The 2,846-nt window shown below is 63.4% G+C and carries 3 protein-coding genes; 2 read left to right on the top strand and 1 reads right to left on the bottom strand.

Annotated features, from left to right (window positions below):
- Both ACXJKR_RS28890 and ACXJKR_RS28885 read left to right on the top strand, forming a co-directional pair.
- On the top strand, positions 1-1,566 hold a 1,566-nt coding region (locus tag ACXJKR_RS28890), incomplete at its 5' end, for an SLBB domain-containing protein (RefSeq protein ID WP_457325772.1).
- A gap of 17 nt (positions 1,567-1,583) precedes the next feature.
- Positions 1,584-2,675, top strand: coding sequence for a GNVR domain-containing protein (locus ACXJKR_RS28885; RefSeq protein ID WP_457325771.1), 1,092 nt, complete (start codon positions 1,584-1,586; stop codon positions 2,673-2,675).
- On the opposite strand, the gene ACXJKR_RS28880 is transcribed toward ACXJKR_RS28885, so the two are convergent.
- Positions 2,654-2,846, bottom strand: a 193-nt coding sequence (locus ACXJKR_RS28880; protein WP_457325773.1) for a hypothetical protein, incomplete at its 5' end; no start/stop codon positions are given. The genes ACXJKR_RS28885 and ACXJKR_RS28880 overlap by 22 nt on opposite strands.

The following is a 2,846-nucleotide window of genomic DNA, read 5'->3' as shown; positions in this document are numbered from 1 at the left end:
GAGCTGCTGAGCCCGCGCGTCGGCACGCCAGGCGAAGGTTCCAGCCAGATTCCCGGCGACTATGTCGTCAGCGTGGGCGATGAGCTGCTGGTCAACCTTTGGGGCGCTGTCGAGGCCGACCTGCGCCTGACCGTCGACCGGAACGGACGCATCACCATTCCGCGGGTCGGACCGGTCATGGTGGCGGGCCTGCGCTATGGCGACCTGAATAYAGCCATCGACCAGCGGGTGAGCCAGGTGTTCAAGAACTACCGGCTCAGCACCTCGCTGGGCAGGCTGCGCAGCATCCGCGTCTATGTCACGGGGTTCACGCTCAAGCCCGGCGCCTATGCAGTCAGCAGCCTGTCAACCATCGTCAATGCGCTGATCCAGGCAGGCGGGCCTTCCGCAGCTGGCAGCCTGCGTCAGATCGAATTGCGCCGCGGCGGCAAGCTGGTCAGCCAGTTCGACCTGTACGACCTGCTCCTGCGCGGCGACAAAACGGCGGATCGCGTGCTGCAGTCGGAGGACGTCGTCCATATCGGGCCTGTTGGGCAGCAAGTCGCACTGATTGGCAGCGTCAACCGCCCTGGCATCTTCGAACTCAAGCCGAGCGAGACCATTGACGACCTGTTGCGGATGGGCGCGGGCTTCAATGCGGTAGCCGACCGGTCGCGCCTGGCCGTTGAAAGCCTGGATACGCGCAACGATGCTCGCATCACCGAGTTGACCCTGCCGCAACAACTGCGCGCAACGCTCAAGAGCGGCGACCTGGTGCGCGCCTTCAACGCGACTGCCGCCTTGTTGCCCCAGCACCGCCAGAACAAGCGGGTGCGAATTGAGGGCGAAGTCCAGCGCCCAGGGGAATACATCCTCCCGCCCGGAAGCAGCCTGACGGACGCCGTCAATGCCGCCGGTGGCCTGACGCCAGGCGCCTTTGTCTACGGCGCCGAATTCAACCGGGAAAGCGTGCGCATCACGCAGCAAACTCAGTATGAACGCGCACTGCGGGACCTCGAAACCGAGTTTGCTCGCGTTCAAGTGAGTCAGAAGGCGCTGACAGCCGATGAAGCGAACGCGCAGGGCGCGCGAGTGCAGAGCTCCAATCGACTCATAGACCGACTGCGCGCCGTCAAGCCGACCGGCCGCATCGTGCTGCAAACCGCACCCAACGCCGCACGCCTGCCAGACTTGATGGTCGAAGACGGCGACCGCCTTACCGTGCCTGCCAGGCCAACCACCGTTGGCGTATTCGGCAGCGTCTTCAATGGTGGCAGTTTCGTGTTCCGCCCGGATGCGAGCATTGAAGACATGCTGCGCCTGGCTGGCGGCCCAACCCGCGGCGCCGACACGTCAAGCACCTTCGTGATCCGCGCCAACGGCAGCGTGGTCAGCGCCAAACAGCAGTCCTCGGGCTGGATCTCCATGGGCTCTGGCTTCTCGACACTCGCCGCCTTGCCGGGTGACACCGTCTTCGTGCCCGAGGACCTGACGCGCACGAGCTTCAGCCAGGAAGCCAAGGAATGGACGCAGATCCTGTACCAGTTCGGTCTGGGCGCAGCTGCATTGAAGACTCTCAAGAATTAAACGGGCCAGACTTGTCGATGCTTTCGAACAACGCCGCGATTTCGCCTTCCGAGCCATCTCTGACCCTGTCCGACTTTGCCTCGGCGCTAGGCGTTCGCTGGCGGCTGCTCGCGATCGTTCCGCTGGGCGCCGCCGTACTGGCGCTGGGCGTCAGCYATCTCATCAAACCGACATTCACGGCTCGCACCAGCTTCATGCCACCCCAGCAGCAACAAGCCGCCGCGGCCGGCGCGCTTGCTTCCCTAGGGGCACTGGCCGGTCTGTCCGGTGCCGTGCGCAATACGGGCGACCAGTACGTCGCCTTTGCGCAAAGCCGCACCGTTGCGGACGGAATCCTGGAGCGCTTTGACCTCAAGACGGTCTACGAAGAAAAGCTGGCCCACGATGCGCGGCTGAAGCTGATGGACCGCACTCGAATCAATCTGGGCAAGAAGGACGGCGTCATCACGCTCGAGTTCGATGACCATGATCCCAAGCGCGCAGCCGACATTGCCAATGGCTACGTCGAGGAGATTCGTCGACTCACCGCCGGATTGACGCTGACCGAAGCTCAACAGCGCCGGGCCTTCTTTGAAGGTCAACTCAAGCAGGTGCGAGCCAAGCTCGATGCCGCGCAGGCGGCCTTGCAAGGTAGCGGCGTTTCGACGGAAACCATCAAGGCTGAACCCAAGGCCGCCGTCGAAGCTCTGGCAAAGCTCCGCGCCGAACTGACGAGCGCCGAGGTCAAGCTGCAGATGCTGAGCAGCAGTCTGGCCGARCACACGCCGGAAATTCAGCAGCAGACGGCCGCCGTGAACCGCTTGCGCGACGAATTGACCCGCGCCGCGCAGGTGGTGCAATCTTCAGGCGGGGGATACGTCGGCGCCTATCGCGAGTTCAAGTATCAAGAATCGCTGTTCGATTTGATCGCCCGCCAGTACGAACTCGCGCGCGTGGACGAAAGCCGCGATGGCGGCCAGTTGCAGGTCATCGACACGGCCCAGGTTCCTGAGCGCAAATCCAAACCAAAGCGCAGCATCCTGATGATCCTAGGCTTCGGGCTTGGTTTGCTGGCCGTTTGCGTCCACACCGCCACGACCTTGATACGTCAGTCGCGCCCGACTGCCTGAGCGCTCCGCTCGGGCTTGCTCATGCTCTTCGAGGGCAAAACGCCCTCGCTCTGTAGTTTTCCGGTTTCCATATGAATTCGTTCGCTCCCCCCATCGTCGATCGCAAGATCCGCTTCGCGCTCGCAGGTTGCGGCCGCATCGCCAAGAACCACTTCGAAGCCATCCGCAAGC

It is taken from the genome of Roseateles sp. P5_E11, assembly GCF_054049355.1.
Note: the sequence above shows the minus strand (reverse complement) of the source record. Positions and strands in the feature narration are given on the sequence as shown.